Origin of the sequence: Flavobacterium chungangensis (assembly GCF_042654045.1) — a bacterium.
Classification (GTDB): domain Bacteria; phylum Bacteroidota; class Bacteroidia; order Flavobacteriales; family Flavobacteriaceae; genus Flavobacterium; species Flavobacterium chungangensis.
Genome location: NZ_JBHSFY010000009.1, coordinates 192,279 through 211,322, shown reverse-complemented (window position 1 = coordinate 211,322; position 19,044 = coordinate 192,279). Strand labels below are relative to the sequence as shown.

Annotated in this window: 11 protein-coding genes; 5 read left to right on the top strand and 6 right to left on the bottom strand. The window is 35.3% G+C overall.

Annotation, left to right across the window (positions count from 1 at the left end; translation table 11 throughout):
* Positions 1-335: 335 nt before the first annotated feature.
* From ACFO3N_RS15795 to ACFO3N_RS15775, 5 genes are all read right to left on the bottom strand, one after another.
* A complete protein-coding gene (locus tag ACFO3N_RS15795) occupies positions 336-1,961 on the bottom strand; it encodes a glycosyl hydrolase family 18 protein (protein WP_379799215.1) in 1,626 nt (541 codons plus the stop codon).
* A 177-nt stretch (positions 1,962-2,138) separates the two neighbouring features.
* Entirely contained in the window at positions 2,139-4,793 is a 2,655-nt protein-coding gene (locus ACFO3N_RS15790) for a beta-1,3-glucanase family protein (protein WP_379799213.1), read from the bottom strand.
* 125 nt (positions 4,794-4,918) lie between these two features.
* Positions 4,919-8,230: a family 16 glycosylhydrolase gene (locus tag ACFO3N_RS15785; RefSeq protein WP_379799211.1), complete on the bottom strand. Its 3,312-nt coding sequence runs from the start codon at positions 8,228-8,230 to the stop codon at positions 4,919-4,921.
* A gap of 285 nt (positions 8,231-8,515) precedes the next feature.
* Positions 8,516-11,443 (bottom strand): triple tyrosine motif-containing protein, encoded by a 2,928-nt coding sequence (locus ACFO3N_RS15780; RefSeq protein ID WP_379799209.1) that lies wholly within the window; start codon positions 11,441-11,443, stop codon positions 8,516-8,518.
* 654 nt (positions 11,444-12,097) lie between these two features.
* Complete coding sequence (locus ACFO3N_RS15775) at positions 12,098-12,742, bottom strand: HAD family hydrolase (RefSeq protein WP_379799207.1); 645 nt, start codon at positions 12,740-12,742, stop codon at positions 12,098-12,100.
* Positions 12,743-12,955: 213 nt separating this feature from the next.
* Between ACFO3N_RS15775 and ACFO3N_RS15770 the strand changes: the two genes are divergently transcribed.
* On the top strand, positions 12,956-14,125 hold the full coding sequence (locus ACFO3N_RS15770; RefSeq protein ID WP_379799205.1) for a DUF4861 family protein: 1,170 nt from the start codon (positions 12,956-12,958) through the stop codon (positions 14,123-14,125).
* Positions 14,126-14,364: 239 nt separating this feature from the next.
* Here the strand turns inward: ACFO3N_RS15770 and ACFO3N_RS15765 are convergent, their stop codons facing one another.
* On the bottom strand, positions 14,365-15,372 hold the full coding sequence (locus ACFO3N_RS15765) for a substrate-binding domain-containing protein (RefSeq protein WP_379799235.1): 1,008 nt from the start codon (positions 15,370-15,372) through the stop codon (positions 14,365-14,367).
* 185 nt (positions 15,373-15,557) lie between these two features.
* Here ACFO3N_RS15765 and ACFO3N_RS15760 point away from each other — a divergent pair, with 185 nt between their 5' ends.
* The 4 genes from ACFO3N_RS15760 (at position 15,558) to uxuA (ending at position 18,935) form a co-directional block, all read left to right on the top strand.
* Positions 15,558-16,007 carry a NanQ anomerase/TabA/YiaL family protein gene (locus ACFO3N_RS15760; protein ID WP_095930745.1) on the top strand — a complete coding sequence of 150 codons (450 nt, stop codon included), beginning with the start codon at positions 15,558-15,560 and terminating at the stop codon, positions 16,005-16,007.
* A 3-nt stretch (positions 16,008-16,010) separates the two neighbouring features.
* The gene (locus tag ACFO3N_RS15755; RefSeq protein ID WP_379799203.1) at positions 16,011-16,673 is read left to right on the top strand and encodes a bifunctional 4-hydroxy-2-oxoglutarate aldolase/2-dehydro-3-deoxy-phosphogluconate aldolase; all 663 of its coding nucleotides are present in this window, start codon (positions 16,011-16,013) and stop codon (positions 16,671-16,673) included.
* 146 nt (positions 16,674-16,819) lie between these two features.
* Positions 16,820-17,632, top strand: coding sequence for an SDR family oxidoreductase (locus ACFO3N_RS15750; RefSeq protein WP_250836411.1), 813 nt, complete (start codon positions 16,820-16,822; stop codon positions 17,630-17,632).
* Positions 17,633-17,750: 118 nt separating this feature from the next.
* Entirely contained in the window at positions 17,751-18,935 is a 1,185-nt protein-coding gene (gene uxuA, locus ACFO3N_RS15745) for a mannonate dehydratase (protein WP_379799200.1), read from the top strand.
* Positions 18,936-19,044 lie beyond the last annotated feature (109 nt).

Genomic DNA, 19,044 nt, shown 5'->3' with positions numbered 1-19,044 from the left:
GGTTTCAACCGCGGGTATCTACGGATAGGCAATATGCATTGTATTCCTGCGGTTGAAACCGCAGGCTATATTCACTAAACTCCAAAAAAACATATCCATAAAGCTTTGTGCCCTTTTATATTTTTACAAAATTTAGCTCAAAAAAACTTTGCGAACTTTGCGTAAAATCTTTGCGCCTTTGCGCTACAAAAAAACGTCTTAAATTAACTTTACGTAAACCTTTGCGCTCTTTGCGGTTAAAACAAAAAAAAGACCGTCCAAATAGACAGCCCTTTTCATCACATTAAAACCTAAAATTTAATGTATCTAAAACCATTATGGCAAATGGGTTATGATTATTTTTTAATAAAACGTCTTACTGTTTTTATTCCGTTTTTCTCTACCGAAATCAGATAAATTCCTGTTTTTAAAGTCGAAACATCAATGCTGTTATTATTTACGGTTTGAGAAAAAACAGTCGCACCGCCTTCTGTATTGATAACATTTACATTTCCGCCAGAAACCTCTGTGCTGAAGAAAAGCTGACTTTCAGTCGGATTCGGATAAATTTCTAAACTCGCAATGGATTGTTCTGAACTTGCAGGAGCAGATTTTGCCGTTGAACCCGATTTTATAATTCTAAACCAGTTTATATTAAACCCTGTGTTCTGGACATATATCCCGAAATTGTACGTTCCAGCATTTACATTTACCGTCTGCGAAATCGTCTGCCAATTTTGCCATCCTCCTGTATTTGGAACATTTATAGCACCAAGTTGAATAGTTCCTGCATTTAAATCTGATGATAATCTTCCGCCTGCAACTGCACTTGCAACTCGATATTCAATTTGGTACGAACCCGAAGTTGGGAAATTAATATTATAATATGCCATCCAATCGCCTGTATCGCAATATCCGACATTTAATCCACCGCCTGTATCAGTTGTTGCTTCGGTTTGAACACCGCTCATGGTATTGTAATTTTCTGCTTGAATTAAAGTTCCTGTTGCTGGTGGATTGCTTCCTGTAATAACTTGGTTAATGGCAGTTAGCAAAGATTTTGAACCTGTTGCATCTTGAGACAATTCCCAAATCATTACTCCAGCCGCATTTTGAATCGCAAAAGTTGTTTTTTGTTTGATCGTCGGAATTCCGTTGTAATAAATTGTGTTTCCAACTTGATCTAAATTTTCAGCGCCTGGATATTGTGCTACAATATTGGCATAAGAAATTCCCTGATTAGCAGAAGCTCCAAAACCATATCCGTAAAACGGAAGTCCAATTACGGCTTTACTTGCAGGCAATCCTCTTCCTGTCCAATAATTAAACTGATTTACTGCCATGCTATAAGGAGAATGCTGTCCCGGATTGTTTGGTGCCCAAGGACCTGTTGCATCATAAGCCATAATATTGATCCAGTCGTAAGCTGCAAAAGTAGATGAAGGTACATTTGCACCACCATATCCTTCTGAAAGTGCTGCTGAAATCAATTTGCCATTTGCATGCAGTTTATTCGCTAAAGCAATCACAAATCCGCCGTAATCACCATTAATTGCAGGCCCTTCTAAATCGACATCGACTCCATCAAAATTGTGAGCAACAACATAATCGTATATTTTTTGAATGAAAGCGGTTCTATTTGCTGGAGTTATCAGATTAAAATAATTGTCACGAATCGCTCCTCCTTCTGAAACTGAGCCTCCTCCAAGAGAAACAAAAACTTTTACATTCTGTGCATGTGCCGCATTTATGATTGTATTGCTTCCTGAATTAAAACTCAAATATCCACTGGAATCGGGATTTTCGAAAGCAATATTAATATGTGTTAATTTACTGTACTGAATAGTGCTTGAAAAAGCATTTAAATCAATCCAATTCGGAATGTAAGCTATCACTTTTTTCTGGGCTGTCGCTAAATTAAAAGCGACCAAGACTAAAATAATCATGCATTTCTGCAGCATTCTTTTGTAATTGTTTTTCATAATAATTGTTTTAATAGATTAATAAACTCGTAAACATGGGACGGTTATTTGAGTTGTATATTTTTTTATTTTAGATTTCAGACTTTAGATTTTAGGTTTGATTTGCAATCTAATTTCGTAGAACTAACACTACTCCATTATTATTTAAGATCTAAAGCCTGAGATCACTTTTTAAAACTATTTCTTTATGAATCGTTTGATTGTTTGTTTGCCATCTTTTTCAAAAACTATAAAATAGATTCCTTTTCTAAGATGCGAAACATCAAAACTATTGTTGTTGATTTTTTGAGATGCTACAGTAGATCCTGTTTGCGAATCGACTATTTTTACACTTCCTCCAGAAAGATCTGTTGTTACATACAAGGTATTTTCAACTGGACTTGGATAAACATTTAAAACAGTTTCTGCTGGTTCTTCAACAGTTTCAACTGAAGCCATTCGTGCTGTTCCGCCAGCTACTTTTGTAATTTTAATCCAGTTGATATTCATTCCTGTATTCTGAATGTAGATTCCGAAATTATATGTTCCTGCATTTACATTTACAGTCTGCGAAACGGTTTGCCAATTTTGCCAACCTCCCGTATTCGGAATATCAACATTTCCTAAAACGACAGCTCCAGCATTCAAATCAGAAGATAATCTTCCGCCCGTAACACCGCTTGCTACTCGATATTCAATTAAATAAGAACCAGTTGTTGGGAAATTAATATTGTTATACGCCAGCCAGTCCCCTGTTTCTGTATAACCAACGTTTGAACCTCCACCTGTATCGGTAGTCGCTTCAACTTGAATACCGCTCATTGCTGAATAATCTTCTGCCTGAATCAATACAGAAGTTTGAGAACTAGTTGCCGGAACCAATTTCCATTGTCCGCAAGTTTGATTGTTGTTATCCCATTGCTGAACGATCGCTCCCGATGCTGTACTTGCTCCAGCCACCTCAACAATTCTTCCGCTATGACGGGCAACAATTTTATAATAGCCATCGCCTGTTGCAACCAAAATAAACTGCTGATTTGTGGTAGCATTGTATGGATATTGTTCTACTCTTGCGCCATTTGCTTTGTTGAAGTTATTAATGTCCATTGACATTCCGCTATGGTTCGCAATGATTTTATACATTCCATCACCTAAATGCGTGAAAGTAAATTTCTGATTGTTTCCAGAATTCAAAGTGCCTTGATTGATTCCTGCTCCGTTTGACATGCTGGAATTCCAAACATCCATGTATAAACCGCTGTTTCTGTTTTGAAGAAAGAAAGTTTGGTTTCCTAAAGTTGTCGTTCCGTTAGCAATAACCCTGATTGAACTCACTTTATCATTCCAAGTGGTATTCAAACAAGAATTATCAGAATTGATTACCGTTGAAGCTCCGCCAAAATTATCGTCTTGATATAAAATCGCTTGATAACCTTGAGTAATTTTAAGCGAAGAAATATCATCGTTTAAAACGCCTAAAGAATTTAAACGAGCCAGATTATAATCTCCAATTGTTAATCCGCCAGAAAAACCTGTGTAATTACAATCTTTATAAACAGTGATTACATCTGTTGTAGCTGGAACTGAAGGCGTAGTAAGTCCATAATAACCTCCAAATGTTGCAATAACTTTTGTTGGCTGTGGCGAATGAAGCGATGGCGATTGATCGGCAACATCATCATACGCAAATCCGTAAGCCAAATTATCAATATTAATTCCTGGTAAATGCCAGAATTTAGAATAATGATTGGTTGGATTTACTTGATAATATTTTGATGCATCGTACCAATTTTGCTGACCCGGATTTGCTGTTGTAGTGTTTACCACATGTCGATTAATTGCGGCTGTCAATTGTGCTTGAATTACAAGATCTAAATCTCCATCTACCAACCTTCTGTCCAAAACGCCTTTTCCTTCAAGAGCTTCCTGAGTTGTTGGTCGGTTTTGAACGCGTCCTGTTCTTCCAACAAAAGCACCAGATTGTCCTACCATTTCTAGTTGTTCTCCAATAACTCTTCCTTTAAAAACACCAGCATCTCCAGCATAGAAAATTAAATCTTCATTTTTGTATTTATTCCAAATCGCATCAATGTATGATTTTAAATAATTTGCATATGGCCCTGATCCTTCGGCGTAAGCTGCAGTTTTAGACGGCGCTGTAATTTCTCCTGTCGCATCGTTTACACAGCCTTGAAATTCAGCTGGAACATTCGCTTTAAAAGCCGCAACAATATCAGCATGTTTTTTCAAGTCTCCCACTTTCTTTTGATATCCGTTAGCTCCAAACAATTCCAATCCCATTGGATATTTGTATGAATCGACTCTTGTTGGATTTCCGAAGAAACCATATTGATTATTAGTCAATTCGATCATTTCATACAAAATCCCCTGATTTGGATCTGTTGCGTTCTGCGGATTTGGCGATGCATATCCCGACGGTGCTCCGCTTGCTCCAAAAAAATAAAAGTACAATTGTGAACCTTTTGAAATAAAAACTCGACACCCTGCAATTAATGGCAAGGTGAAGGTTTTGTTTGGAATTTCACTCAGTTTTGTAAAACATGCTGCATATTTAGAATTTTGTCCCGGTCCTGTGTTTCCTCCATAAGTGGGTCCAGTAACCGTATTGTAAGATGCACTCATTGGTAAAACCTGACTTGTTTTGGCATTGACCCAAACGTGGTTTCCTGTAGTATAATCGATTCCTACAATGGCAACATATAAGTCGCTATCGGCAAACGTCGAATTATTACTAATTGTAAATGGTACAGGCCCTTGAGCATGCATTAGGCTTGAAAACACTAAAAAAAGTGTCATCAAAAAAGAAAATCTTTGAAGTCTAATTTTATTCATATCTAAATAATTTTGGGGTTACATAATAATTAGATTCTAAAACTAAAGTCATTTTCAAATGACTAAATAATCCGCCAGGTGCAACTGGTCTGCCCTCCTTGAATTGCACCCAACGGATTTAAAAATTATTTCTTAATTAACTTCTTACTCCAACTCTTTTGATTTGATTTGAAGTTCAGAATGTAGATTCCTCTGCGAAGTTTACTCACGTCAATTACACTTTCATTCCCTTGAGGTTTATTCTGTAAAATCAAAGTTCCAGAGTTATCATAGATCGTGATCACTTTATTGTCTAAGTTTTCAGGAGATGAAACTTGAACATAGTTTGTTGTCGGATTTGGATAGACTGCAAAAACAGTTTCTTCTTCCTGAGGCTCTTCGGCAACATTCAAAGCCATTCTAGCTGTTGACGAAGATCCGTAAGCTTCAATTTCATACAATGAATATCCGTAAGGAGCCAAAGCTTTTGCTGTACATAAAATGCGAAGATATCTTCCTGTTCCGCTTACCGCTAAATCATCCGTTCCGCCATCGCTTGCCGTTTGCGTACTGATCGTTTCATTTTCTGTAAAAACATTGTCAGTTGAAAGCTGTACTTTATATTGCGTTGCATAAGCTGCTTCCCATTTTAAAACTACTCTGTTAAGTGTGTAATTACTTCCTAAATCAACATAAATCCACTCGGTTGCATTGGCAAAAGAACTTGCCCATCTTGTACCTGCATCTCCGTCTGTTGCTTGGTTTGCAGTAAAAGTTGCATTTTCTAATGTCGAAGCCGTTGCCGTTTTAGCCAAAGCTAAATTTACATTTGGAGTTTCTGTAGACACTAAATTTAAAGCTCTCAAATTATCAAAATAATACGTATTTCCAGAATTGGTTCCCGGCTCAAACAAGAAAACAAAACGGTTTACATCATTATCTGGTGTCGAAGCATCTGGCGTACTTACATAAGTAAAAGTTATGGTATGCCAAGCATTTGATTGTTTTACAACTCCCTGATAAATACTATGTCTACCAACAGGATAATTGGACGGAACTGAAGCACTGCTTTCTGCCTGCCAAGAAATGATTGATCCAACTGGCGCAGAAGTATAAACATCCATCGCGAATTTTTTTGTTCCCGCTTTAAAATCTCCAATGTTATTTAAAGTCGTATTGAAGGAGAAATTATCATATAATTCTGTTGACTTACGAACATATTTTCCAACATTCGAAGAAGTATTGATTCCGCTTGCATTTGGATTTGCTGTATTTGCCGTATACGTTCCAATAGCATCTCTAAACGTAATGTTATGAATTGTTTGATAATCTTCATATACAACACCAGGCGTAAAAGTATCTGGAAGTTTAGTCGATCCAATTCTAATATTATCAAAATAATACGTATCGCTTGTATAAGAACCCGAATTAAACAGTAAAACCATTTGATTTACTGCCAGATTCGAAGTTCCAGCATCCGGACTGGAATTATAGTAGAAAGTTAATGTTTCCCATTGATTTTGTTTGGTTGTAATGGCTACGTAACTACTATTTCTTCCTGTCGGATAATTTGCTGGAAGCGAAGTCGCGCTATTTTCAAAATTCATGCTTACAACCGTACCAATTGGTGCCGTTGTATAGACATCGATCATAATTTTATTGGTCTGATTTTTAAATAAACCAGCATCTTCGATTGAAGTTTGCGTATTAAAGAAAAGCACATCGTATTGTTCTGATGCATTTCGAACATACTTCGCCACATTTGCAGATGAGTTAACAGAATTAGAACCCGGATTTGCCACAACAGAATACGTTCCTGTCGTAGTTCCTTTTATAATTTTATTTGCTCCATCATAGTTTTGCAGAACATCTGTTGCAATAATTGGTTTTTCGGGTGCTGCTTTTGTCAGTAAATTATCAAAATAATAAGTTGCTCCCGAATTTGAATTCGATTCAAAAAGAATCACTACGTTATTGATAGCCAAAGCACTCGTATTAGGATCGATTACTTTTTCGAATTCAAATTCTATTGTTTCCCATTTGTTCTGAACCGTTGTAGTCGCTTTAAAACCGCTATGCCTTCCCGACGGATAATTGGTTGCTGTTGTTACATTGCTATTTTCCAATTGCATCGAAATCTTTGTTCCAACTGGAGCCGAAGTATAAATATCAAACGAAAGTCTTTTTCTTCCGTAAACATAATCGTTGGCATTGGTAATGGTTACATTTCTGATATTCAAAACATCGTACAATTCGCTTGAATTTCGAACGTATTTACCAACCAAAGCCGATGTATTAATTCCTGTGGCAGAAGGATTTGCTACAGCTTCTGTCAAAACTCCCGTTTTTACAGGATATACTACATTTCGATTACTCTGGAAATCTTCATGTATTTTTTCAACCGGCAATGCTGGTTCGGTTGTAACGGCAAGTTTGTAAGTATTTACATTACAGCCAGAAACTGTTGCAGCTACAGAAACATCTCCTCCAGAAGTTCCCCAATTTACAGTAATCGAATTTGTTCCCTGCCCTGATGCAATTGTTGCTCCTGCTGGAACAGTCCAGTTATAGGTCGCCCCCGCAATTGCATTTACAGAATAGGTTTTACTAGTTTCATTTTGGTAAACTTTGTTATCGCCAGTTACCGCATATTTAAAACTCCCATCGTAAACACGAACATAATCGACTTGTAATTTTGCTGGAAAATCAGCTGGAACTGGCGGTACTCCTGCTCCATTTACACTGGTGTAAGGCGTTCCTGCACTACCAACAGCAAGGTTTAAAATGATATAGAACTGACTATCGTTAAAAGGCCATCCGCCATTAACTGTTGTATTTGGAGTTGCGGTGTGAAATAAAACATCATCAACAAACCATTTTATATAATTTGGTCCCCATTCGACAGCATACACATGAAAATCTGAAGATAAATCTGTTGGAGAACTGTAACTTCTTCCAGTAAAATGATAGCCGTTTCCGTCATAATGAATTGTTCCGTCTACAGATTTTGGATTTCTGTGTTTGGCTTCCATAATATCAATTTCACCAGTAAACGGCCAGTTTCCGTTTACAGGAAGCATCCAAAAAGCGGGCCACGCGCCTTGTCCGTTAGATAACTTCATACGTGCTTCAACCCTTCCATATTTTAGAGAATACTTTCCTTCTGTAGTTAATTTTGAAGAAGCATACGGCTGATCTGGAAATGAAGCACTCGGCTCATACTTTGCCTGAATGTTCAAATAGCTGTTTGCGCCTTCTTTTACAATTGTCGCCTGATTCGGATCATAGCGTTGTGCTTCGGCATTTCCAAATCCGCAGAGCGACGGACATCCATTTCCGGAGATGCTTTGCCATTTGGTCAAATCTACCGTAGTGCCATTAAATTCATCAGACCAGACCAATGTATTACATTGGGCTTGGGTTTTAAGAAATGGCAGCAGTAGAAATAAAACTGCCACGCAAAATTGTTTTAATAAATTGGAATTGCTTTTCGGTGGTCGGCCGAAAAAAAAGTCTTTTTGCTTCATTTTAAATAGGTTTTAGTTAGTAAATGTTATTTCATCAATAAAAACCATTAAAAAAAAATAGTTTGTATTTTCCGACAATAACAAAGCAATATTAACTAAAAAATCAGGCAAGACTTACATTTTGGAGTACGGTTTGACTACGGTACTATCGAAGAAATGTAACAAATCATCGATGAAATGCATAAAATCACTTAAAATCTCACTTAAACGAGAAAATTAAAAATTGAGAATAAATTCGGTGATGTTTGTATCTGATGGAAGCTGCAATTTTTTGCGAATGCGATAACGGGTATCTTCAACACCACGAACAGAAATTCCTAAAAGCGGAGCAATTTCTTTTGTATTGAAGTTCATTCGCAAATACGCACACAATCGCATATCTCGCGGAGTCAATTCTGGGTAACACGATTTTAATCGCTGCATAAAATTATCATGCAATTGATTAAAGATTTCTTCAAATTCATTCCAATGTTTGTCTCCCTGCAATTCGTGATCAATCAATTTATTGATTTTCGTCAGAAGACTGAAATTTACATTCGGATCATTCTTCTTATCAATCTGTCCGATCAATTCTTTAATAGAAAGTAGAATTTCATTTAAATGAATCAAATTGACTGTATTGGAAGCCACTTTAGCATTTTTGAGATTTATCGTCGTTTCAAGATTCTCTCGCACAATAGCCATATTCTGTTGTTCGAATGTCAGTTTCTGTTCGTTAAGTTCTGCACGGCTTCGAAGCAATTCTTTTTCCTGATTCTCTATCAATTGAAGGCGCTGACGCTCAGCAACAGATTTCTGATATCTCACAATTAAATAAATTACAATACTATAAAGCGTAAAATAAAATAAGTAAGCCCAAAAAGTTCTATACCAAGGCGGTAAAACTTCAAATCGAAAAACCGCTTCTTCGCTAACCACATCATAAATATTTTTTGCCCTAACATGAAAAACATATTCATTTTCAGGCAAATTGGTATATTCTTTTTCTGTCTGAAGACTATAATCTGACCATGATGGCTCAAAACCCTCCAACCAATATTCATATTTTGTTGCATCGGCATCTTCAAAACAAAGCGATGCAAAAGAAAAATGAAGCGCGTTATTAGAATGTGATAAAACAGTCGAAAATTTATCACTTACTGATCCTCTTTTATTCGGAAGAACATCATAACGGCTAGAAAACAACAGACTATCTTTTGGAAAAATACATTTTACTTCAGAAATAACTGCTTTATATTTCGTTTGATATTTTTTGTTTTTAATGGCACTGTAATGAATCAAACCTTCTTGCGTTCCAAAAAATACATCACCGCTTTTTGTCGTTTGAATATTTTCAAATCCAGGAACATATAGGTATCGAAGTTTTCGAAAGGGAAGTTCTTCTGTCTTGAAACTTCCGTTTTTCTGTTTGCTCATTTTTCCAGTATTTTCATCAGAAATGTACCATATATTATCCTGCTGATCTGGTTTTAATAATCGGATATGATTTTCTAATCCCAGATATTTCTTGAAAACAGGATCTGGAATCATTTTTTTTGAAGATACATCTTGTCTGTAAACGCCTTTTGTGGTTCCAAACAAAATCTGACTATCGATTTTAAAGGTATTCAAAAATAAACTCGACGGAAATCCATTTTTATCATTATAAAACTGAATATCAGCAACGGAATCATATACTGCATTCAATTTCAATTTATAAATTCCTTTGTAGCCGTGTGCAATCCAAATGTTTCCTTGTTTATCGGTTTCCATAATTCTGCTACTTTCTTCAAAACCTTTTATTCGATGCTGAAAAACCCACGAACCGTTTATTTGTTTTAGAAGGTACAATCCGGTATAACCGCCAACAAGCAGTAAATCTGGACGATTTGGAATTAAAATTCCTTGCCATGCGCCATCAATTTTGGCCAACGCTTTTGCGGAATTTCCTTTGATTTCGAATATTCCGTTTTTTTCAAAAGCCAATAACGAATTGCCAAAAACGCCCACATTCCAAACATTTTCAGACATTCCAGAAACATACTGAAACGTTACATTTTCTCTTTTTCCACTTTTATAAGCTTCCCAATCGAGCCAAAATACGCCATTGTCTGTGCCGATATACAATTTATTCTGGTAAATCTGACTGCAGTAAATTTTGGTTTCAGAATTTGTACCGTCAATAATTTTTGATAAAGGAGAAGAAATCTGAATTAATGAAATTCCGCCTTTGAGCGTGACCCACAGATTGCCTTCCTTATCGATTTTAAAATTGGTAACATATTCGTTTTGAAGTCCCATTTGTTTGTCAATATGCTGAATCAAATGACCTTCACTATCAATAACTATCAACCCCGATTGACGAGTTCCGATTCCTAAATAACCGTCCGAAAGTTCAATTCCCGCCGAAATCTGATTTTGTTTTAATAAAGGATCAACTTCAGTTACAAAAGGCTTTATTTGATTTTCATTGAAAGTAAAAAGACCATTTTTTTGAGTTAATACTAAAAGTCCATTTTTGATTTGAAAAATCTTTCGAACCTGCAATCCAACAAACTGCTGGCTATTTTCAACTGGAATTAATTCATTTCCTTTCAGCTTTAACAATCCTTTTCCATTGTCTGTAACATAGATTTCTTTTCCCACTTCGAAGAAATCATCAAAAGAGGTTTTGGCATTAATTACCTTGATTGTATTGTTTTTGTAAATAAAAATCCTTTCGTAAGAGAAAAAAATAACTTCATTATTTCGAATGACCGTATGAAGTACATCTCCAAAATTTCGAGCCGATTTAGGAAGCAGTTTTACTAAAGAAGTATATTGATATTGCCCATTTGGAAGCTGAATCACAAACCCGAAATCACCTTGCGCACCCACATACATTTTATCGCTTTTATCAATTGTCATCGACCGCACCATGCTTCGGTTTTCTGGCTGTGTCACAATAGCCCAACGCACACCGTCGAATTGCATAATACCAAAATGATTGGCAAAAAACATCATGCCTTTGGAATCTTGCAAAACATCCCAGTTTTCTGATGCAGCTTTATAGGTCTTCGGACTATAATTTGCTATAAAAGGAACACCAATCTTTTTAATTTGGGAATGGATAATTGGAGAAAATAATAGGAATAGAAGTAAAATTCTAGTTTTAAATTTCATCATTCTGTTTGCGTCTGTAGGTTAATAAGTGACTTTGGGAAATCACTGCCTAAAAAAGACTCTTTGGGAAAAATCATTTTCTAGGTAAAAAACATTTCTTTTTAAATGTAGTAATAACAATTATTTAATATTACCAAATCAAAAAAGAGAATGTCGAAACTCAAATATATAAAAATTTATTTTAATGCAACAAATTACATTTTAATAAGAGAATTTGATAATTAGAAAATGTGGTAATTTGATAATTGAACTTTGACAAGGTTCAAAAAGATGTTATTCATTCCGTAGGAATGTCTGGTTGGTAGATTTTTTTAATTAGATTCGGAGGTACACGTTCCGTAGAAACGTTTGAATACACAAATAAAATTCATTTCACAAAACAGGTGTCCCTACAGGACACTATGCAAATGCGTTTTTATTTTTCTACCGACCAGATATTCCTAACGGAATATTTTTTTTATAAAACAAACCCGACAGGTTTAAAAAACTGTCGGGTTTAATTTAAAACTTGAAACTTGAAACAAAAATCATGATATTCTTTGCGTGCCTTCGACTTCGCTCAGACTGACAACTCGCTGTCTGGCTGAGCGAAGTCGAAGCTCACTCTAACAAACTTGAAACTTGAAACTTGAAACAAAACAAACCTGAAACAAAAACTCAAAATCCTAGTTTCTCGCTTAGCTCCTTGTAAGTATAAAAAAGCTCTGCTCCTTCTTCTTCTAAATCATCATTATTGAAACCATTGGCAAAACCATAAACTTTAAATCCTCCGCTTACTCCTGCTCTTACACCAGCTTTACTGTCTTCTAAAACAATGCATTCTTTTACCTCAAAACCCATTACTGCAGCAGCATGAAGAAATATTCCTGGTTCGGGTTTCCAACTCCCAATTTGATACGAACTGAATATTCTATCTTCGAATTTATCCAGCAATCCAGCCACTTCAAGATTCAGACGAATTTTATCTAGTGGTCCGCTCGAGGCAACACAATACGGAATTTTTAATTTTTCGATATTTTCGATAAAATCAACAATTCCTTCCATCGGTTTTACCTGTGTTTTAAAGGCTTCAAAACTCTTTTCGCGATATTCTGTTTCAAAAGTTTCTGGAAGTTTCTGGTCAATCGCTTCTTCAATATGTCTGAAACAATCTTTTAGATTTCGGCCATTAAAATAGCGGTATGCATCTTCCAGTTCCATTTCGAATCCATGTTCTTGTGCCATTTTCAGCAATATTCCGTTACCGATTTTCTCTGTATCGACCAAAACTCCGTCACAATCGAAAATAATACATTTAACCATTTCTGTTGATTTTCATTTATTTATAAATTCTCCTGAAGTAAAATCAGGAAATGTAAATTACAAAAAATAATCTAGTTCTTTCCTAAAGCTTTTCTGCTCATTTTCAAACTTCTGTACAGAATTACTCCTATTCTGTATTTTCAATTCCGTTTTGATTTGTACTTTTATAATCCTATCAAACCTAATTTTTGAAATATTAAAAAACGAAGAATTTTGAAAAAACATCTTTTTATCATAACCATTCTGACAGCTAATTTTGCTGCTTTTTCTCAGAATAAAATCATTACGATTACCAATAATTTAAAAGTTGACCGAGAATTTGAAACCGTCGAATTGACTAAAAAATCACTTGGTTTACCAGATAATGCAAAACTCGAAAATTATGCTGTAAAAGAAATTGGAAGCAATGCCTACTTAGAAACCCAAACTGTAAATAATGACGGCGATGGAAATGCCGATTTGTTGTTATTCCAGCCAAAAATTAAAGCTTCTTCTAAACAGGATTTTGAAGTTTTGGTGGGAACAAATCCTAATGCTTCAAAAGTAATTAGCTGCTATTCTCGATTTGTTCCAGAACGTACAGACGATTATGCTTGGGAAAACAACAAAGTAGCTTTTAGAACTTACGGACCTGTAGCCCAAAAAATGGTCGAGGATAAAATTCCGGGCGGAACTCTAACCAGCGGAATCGATGCTTGGCTCAAAAGAGTCGATTATCCAATTATTAATAAATGGTACGAAAAAGCCACAAACGGAACTGGAACGTATCATAAAGATACTGGTGAAGGTTTGGATAATTTTCACGTAGGTGACAGTCGCGGTGTGGGTGGAATTGCTGTAAACGTAGATGGAAAATATTATTTCTCTAAAAACTTCATTAGCTGGAAAACTATTACAACAGGCCCAATTAGAACCAGTTTCATCCTAACTTATGCCGATTGGGATGCAAAAGGCAACAAGATAACGGAATCGAAATTAATCAGTTTAGATTACGGAAGCCAGCTTTCTCGTTTTGAAATCAATATTACGGGAACCAAGCAAATTGCTGCCGGATTAACACTTCATGATAAAAAAGGAACAACTGGAACAAATGTAAAAGAAGGATGGCTAAGTTATTGGGAGCCAATCGACGATTCTGAAATTGGAATAGGTTTAGTCGCTCCAAAAAACACTTTATTAAGCTTTGACAATCATGTAACAGACGAAAAAGATCTAAGTAATCTGTACGGAAATATTGCTGTTAAGAACAATAAAGCTATTTATTATGTTGGCTTTGGATGGAAAAAAGGAAGTCCGTTTCAAACTAAACAAGAATGGGAAAAATATTTGAGCTCTTTTGCTGACAAGATTAATAATCCTTTGATTGTGAAGGTGAAGAAATAATTATTTTTTCCTCTAAAGCGCTAGGACACGAAAGTTTTTAGGCCACAGATTAAAGGATTAAAATGATTTTATTTCACGCAGATTTTGCTGATTATAGCAGATTTAATTTAGATTTTAATTTAAAACAAATCTGCCTAAATCTTTTTAAATCTGCGTGAAACAAAAAACTTTGCGTCTCTGCGACTTTGCGAGATTAAAAGGTAAAACTAAAAAAACTTAGTGCCGTAGCGGCAAAAAAACTATCGCTTAACAGGAAAATAATTCTCTTTCAAAATAATCTCCAACGGAATATAATGCGTTCGATCCGTCGCTTCTTGCAGAACCAATTTCTTATACAAATAATTAATCCCCATATAACCTTGATCTTCCGGTCTCTGATTGATTAAAAAATCAATTACGCCTTTGTTTAAATATTCGACATTCTCTTTCAGCAAATCAAAACCAATAATTCGAACGCCTTTTATATTGTTTTTTTCTAAAAATTCAGCAACAATATACGCTCGAGAATTGGGTACAAAAACGCTGTTTACACCAGAAAACATTTCTAAACTCAATTGATCGATTCCGGAATCTTTTAAGGTAAATTCAGAAAATTTAAAATTGGTCAATTCATCGTGGTCTTGAAAATACGAATAGAAACCTTTTATACGTTGCTGATACACAGAAGTGCTTTCGATTTCTCTAGTAATCTTAAAAATTAAAACTTGTCGCTCATTTTTTACGGCAAAACTAATTAATCTTCCAGCTAAATAACCGCTCTGAAAAGCATCTTGCCCTACATAAGCATGTTCGTTTTCTTCAGAAATATTCGAATCGATCATCACAATCGGAATATTCTTTTTTTCATATTCCTTTAAAAACTGAACAGAATCTTCGTAAAAAATTGGTGCAAACAACAAACCATCGCAATCAAATTCCAATACTTTTTGAGCCGATTTTTTAAACGATGCCAAATTATAATCATAGAAAAAATAATCCAATACAATTCCGAATTTACTGAATTCCAAAGCTGCTTTTTCTATTCCGTCCGTTTGACTTTTCCAATATTCCAAAGTTTCCGATTTTGGAAGGAAAACTGCAAAATGAAACTTTTTGTTCAGTGCCAGATTACTTGCCAAAATATTTCGGGTATAACCAAACTCTTCAATTATTGCATTCACCTTATCTACGGTTTCCTGTGCTACTTGTCCGCGTTTGTGTATAATCCTGTCGACGGTTCCGGCAGAAATATTAGCTAGTTCGGCAATTTTTTTAATTGTTATAATATTGATTCTTTTTAAGTTAAAAAAATAAAAGCAGTCGGGTAAAATTAATTTATTTTATTAAAAATAAGTTGTTTTACATCACTTTTTGCATACATTTGTAAAACACCGTGTGCGTACACGCAAATATACACATAACATCAAAAAATAAAAATAATAACCGATTAAAAATGATACTAGACTCATTACAAAATGCACCAAAATACTACGGTCTGCATCCAAATTTCAAAAAAGCTTTTGATTATGTAAATCAAAATGACATTGCTAATCTAGAAGAAGGAGCTTTTGAAATTGGCGAAGGTTTAAAACTAATTGTAATTGTCGGACAAGGAAATACAAAAGAAGAAGCCGTAAAAGGATTCGAATGTCACGATAAAAACATCGATATTCAAATTTCTATTAAAGGACCTGAAACTTTTGCGTGGAAACCGAGAGAAAAATGTGTAAATCCAAATGGCGACTACAGCGATGAAAGAGACGTTAGATTTTTCCATGATGCACCAGATACTTTTTTTGAAATGCAGGAGAAACAATTCGCTATTCTGTTTCCAGAAGATGTTCATACCGCAATGATTGGTGAAGGAACACTGAAAAAAATCGTTATTAAAGTAAAAATATAAGTCATGAGCACTATTCAGAATTCGATTGATGTCATTGTAAAACAAGGAATGCTTCCATTGTATTTTAATGCAGAAGAAAGCAAAAGCATCACGATTTTAAGAACACTTTATAACGCTGGAATTAGAGCAGTAGAATATACAAGCCGTGGTCCAGAAGCATTTTCTAATTTCAAAAAAATGATTGAAGTAAGAAACGCTGAAATGCCAGGAATGCTTTTAGGAATTGGAACCATCAAAAATTTAGCGCAAGCTGAAACCTATTATTTAGAAGGAGCCGACTTTTTTATAAGTCCAGGATTTGTTCCTGAAATTGCTTCGTTTTTAATTTCTAAAGAAGTTTTGTATGCTCCAGGATGTATGACACCAACTGAAATTATTGCCGCCGAAAATGCTGGAGTAAAATTCATTAAACTTTTCCCTGGAAACATCTTAGGACCAGATTTTATGAGTGCCATCAAAGATGTTTTTCCAAACTTAATTTTTATGCCAACCGGAGGTGTTGATACTACTAAACAAAGTATCGAAACTTGGTTTAACGCTGGTGTGTCTGCTGTAGGAATGGGAAGCAAATTAATTAGTAAAGAAGTAATGGAATATGGTGCTTACGAGACAATCGAAAAAGAGACCAAAAGGGTTTTGGAATTGATTGAAACTATAAGAAAATAAATTCCAAATTTGAAAGCCCAAATTCCAAACTCAATATGAACTGATGGAGCTAAATAAATCAAAAAAGTAAAAATTAATTATACAAAAATGTACTTTATTTCCAAATTGGAATTTGGAATTTAAAGTATTGAAAATTAAAAATTAAAATGGATTCAATATTTAATTTAAAAGGAAAAATTGCCTTAATAACAGGTGGTGCTGGAGTTCTAGGAAGCAGATTTGCAAATACCTTGGCACAACAAGGTGTAATTGTCGGAATCGTTTCGCAATCATTGGAAAAAGCCGAAAACACAGTAAAAGCAATCGAAGCAAACGGCGGACAAGGTTTTGCAGTTCAAGCGAATGTTTTAAATAAGGAAGAAATAGAAAAAGCCAAAGATTTTATTGTTGAAAAATACGGCCGTCTAGATATTCTAATTAATGCTGCAGGAGGAAACATGCCAGGTGCAACGATTCAGCCTGATCAATCTGTTTACGATATGAAAAGCGATGATCTGCAAAAAGTCATTGATTTAAATATTATCGGAACTATGCTTCCAACTCAGGTTTTTGCCGAACTTTTTGCGAAACAGAAATCAGGAAACATCATCAATATTTCATCAGCTTCGGCACAAAGACCTTTAACGAGAGTTGTAGGATATTCTGCTTCAAAAGCAGCAATCGACAACTTTACACAATGGATGGCGGTTGAATTAGCACAAAAATATGGAGAAGGACTTCGCGTAAACGCAATTTCTCCTGGGTTCTTTATTGGTGAACAAAACCGCGCTTTATTACTGACACCAGAAGGAAAACTGACTCCAAGAGGTGAAAAAATTATCGATCATACGCCAATGGGAAGATTCGGAACTCCAGAAGATATTGACGGTGCGCTTTTATTTTTATGTAGCGATATGTCAAAATTCGTAACAGGAACTATCTTAAAAGTTGACGGCGGATTTGCTGCAACAAGCATTTAAGATTTCACCCCTCTCCTGCAAGGTTTTTAGAACCTTGTAGGTTTAAATTGTAGATTATTATAAATTAAAATACCTACAAGGTTTTGGAAACCTTGCAGGAAATAAAAAAACATAAAAAATGGAACAAACATTAAGATGGTTCGGACCAAATGACCCTGTTTCTTTACAAGATATCAAACAAACCGGAGCAACCGGAATTGTAACGGCTTTACACCACATTCCTAATGGAGAAGTTTGGAGCATTGACGAAATTATTAAGCGAAAAGTTGAAATCGAACACGAAAACGGCGATCCTAAAAAAGGCGCTTCTGGCTTAACTTGGTCGGTTGTAGAAAGTATTCCGGTTCATGAAGACATTAAAAAACAGACTGGAAATTATCTTCAGTATATAGAGAATTACAAAGAAAGTATTCGTAATCTGGCTTTATGCGGTATTAAATGTGTTTGTTACAATTTCATGCCAGTTTTAGATTGGTCAAGAACAGATTTATCGTATACAGTAAAAGACGGTTCTAAAGCTTTACGTTTTGACATTAATGCTTTTGCTGCTTTTGAATTGTTTATTTTGAAAAGACCAGGCGCAGAAAACGAATATTCTGAAGAACAAAAACAAAAGGCAAAAAGCTATTTTGAAGCCATGACTCCAGAAGATAAAGTAAAGTTACAGCAGAACATACTGGCTGGGCTTCCGGGTGCCGAAGAAGCGTATACAGTTGAAGATTTCTTAATAACCTTAAGTGCTTATAATCATATTGACAGACAAGCTTTAAAGAATAATCTTTTTCATTTTCTAAAAGAAATTATTCCTATTGCTGAAAGTAAAGGTGTATTGATGGCGATTCATCCAGACGATCCACCTTACCCAATTTTAGGTCTGCCAAGAGTGGTAAGTACTGAAGAAGATTTGATGGAATTAATGAATGCTGCTCCTTCTCCATCAAACGGATTTACAATGTGTACAGGTTCTTACGGTGTTCGCGCTGATAATGATTTGCCTGGAATTGTGAGACGTCATGGCGATAAAATGAATTTTATTCACTTAAGAAGCACACAGCGTGACGAAGAAGGAAGTTTCTACGAAGCAAATCACTTGGAAGGCGACGTTGATATGTACGAAGTTGTAAAAGCAATTCTGGAAGTTGAAAAAAGAAATAACAGCCAATTACCAATGCGCCCAGATCACGGACATCAAATGCTGGATGATTTGAAGAAAAAAACAAATCCAGGTTATTCTGCAATTGGCCGTTTAAGAGGTCTGGCAGAATTGCGAGGATTGGAATTAGGGATCAAACGATCTTTATAATTTGTTTGCCACGAAGGCGCTAAGACGCAAAGTTTTTTATTTTTTTGTTTCACGCAGATTTAAAAAGATTTAGACAAATGAACGCAGATAATTTATGCATAATAAAATC

Excerpts from the sequence above, each read along its gene's own strand:
- ACFO3N_RS15795 (WP_379799215.1), bottom strand. The coding sequence starts at position 1,961 with ATGAAAAACAATTACAAAAGAATGCTGCAGAAATGCATGATTATTTTA.
- ACFO3N_RS15790 (WP_379799213.1), bottom strand. The coding sequence starts at position 4,793 with ATGAATAAAATTAGACTTCAAAGATTTTCTTTTTTGATGACACTTTTT.
- ACFO3N_RS15780 (WP_379799209.1), bottom strand. The coding sequence starts at position 11,443 with ATGATGAAATTTAAAACTAGAATTTTACTTCTATTCCTATTATTTTCT.
- ACFO3N_RS15775 (WP_379799207.1), bottom strand. The coding sequence starts at position 12,742 with ATGGTTAAATGTATTATTTTCGATTGTGACGGAGTTTTGGTCGATACA.
- ACFO3N_RS15760 (WP_095930745.1), top strand. The coding sequence starts at position 15,558 with ATGATACTAGACTCATTACAAAATGCACCAAAATACTACGGTCTGCAT.
- ACFO3N_RS15755 (WP_379799203.1), top strand. The coding sequence starts at position 16,011 with ATGAGCACTATTCAGAATTCGATTGATGTCATTGTAAAACAAGGAATG.
- ACFO3N_RS15750 (WP_250836411.1), top strand. The coding sequence starts at position 16,820 with ATGGATTCAATATTTAATTTAAAAGGAAAAATTGCCTTAATAACAGGT.
- uxuA (WP_379799200.1), top strand. The coding sequence starts at position 17,751 with ATGGAACAAACATTAAGATGGTTCGGACCAAATGACCCTGTTTCTTTA.